This is a genomic window from Oleiphilus sp. HI0067 (assembly GCF_001635735.1).
On the sequence record NZ_LWFI01000310.1, the window covers coordinates 1 to 1,320 of the forward strand.

Here is a 1,320-nt window from a genome sequence, read left to right on the forward strand (position 1 = left end):
CAAGAAAGGCAACAATGCCCATCTTTAAAATCATGCTCAATTCCATTATTTACCTTATCACTGAATCAAATTCACGGGAGCCACTGACCACTGTCATAAAATTGGCTAAGCTGTTGTTTTATTTGAGGCATACTCTCGGCATACCCTCGTTGCTCCAACCATTGGGCATTATAATAAGTATCGACATAACGTTCGCCCCGATCACACAGCATTGTAACGATTGAGCCACTTTTATTCTCTTTTTTCATCTGCACAGCTAACTGAAATGCCGCAAACATGTTTGTACCTGTGGAACCGCCTACTCTAATTCCAAGTAAGTCGCTCACGAATTGCATGCACGCAAAGGCCGAAGCGTCTGGCACTTTTATCATCTTATCAATAACACTTGGAACAAAAGACGGCTCCACACGAGGCCGTCCAATGCCTTCAACTGCAGATGGACAGGAACACGTGAGAGAAGAATCTCCGCTCATAAAGCTGTCGTAAAACACTGAATGACTCGGATCTGCGACACATAACTGAGTCGACGCTCCGCGGTATTTGATGTAGCGTCCAATAGTCGCTGACGTACCACCAGTTCCCGCACTGACCACAATCCAACTAGGCTCAGGGTATCGCTCTCTTCGCATCTGATTGAAAATAGAGTCAGCGACATTGTTATTACCTCGCCAGTCTGTGGCGCGTTCAGCATAGGTAAACTGGTCCATATAGTGACCACCTAACTCCTTAGCTAAACGTTCTGCCTCACCGTAAATATCACCGCCCTTGACTAGGTGACATTGACCGCCATAAAACTCGATTTGCTGCTGCTTTTGTTTAGAAGTCGTTTCGGGCATCACTGCGATAAATTTCAAACCAAGTAAGCGAGCAAAATACGCTTCAGACACAGCGGTGCTTCCTGAGGACGCCTCTATTACAGCGGTATTTTCATGCACATAGCCATTACAGAGCGCATAAAGAAACAAAGAGCGTGCAAGCCGATGTTTTAATGATCCAGTAGGATGTGTTGACTCATCTTTTAGATATACCTGAATATCCTCATAGTCTTTTGGCATGGGCAGTTGAAACAGGTGCGTATCAGCAGATCTTTGCGCCTCACTGAGAACGGTTTGTATTGCGTTTTGCGTCCAACTCATAAACTTTCCTTATGCGTTACGAATCATGTTCCTAGGTCATTGATTCGGTTATTATAGCGCACTTATTCGGTACATGAATGATCTAGATAGTGAAGCTTATGAGCGATGCATCCGCACAAAAGAACCAACTCGACCAACTCATAAAGTTAGCAAGCTATGCGTCAGTTTGTGTCGCTGTAACGCT

At 44.8% G+C, this 1,320-nt stretch carries 1 protein-coding gene; it reads right to left on the reverse strand.

The window, feature by feature from the left end:
- Nucleotides 1–71: 71 nt before the first annotated feature.
- The gene (locus tag A3739_RS03760; protein ID WP_068473306.1) at nt 72–1,136 is read right to left on the reverse strand and encodes a PLP-dependent cysteine synthase family protein; all 1,065 of its coding nucleotides are present in this window, start codon (nt 1,134–1,136) and stop codon (nt 72–74) included.
- Nucleotides 1,137–1,320 lie beyond the last annotated feature (184 nt).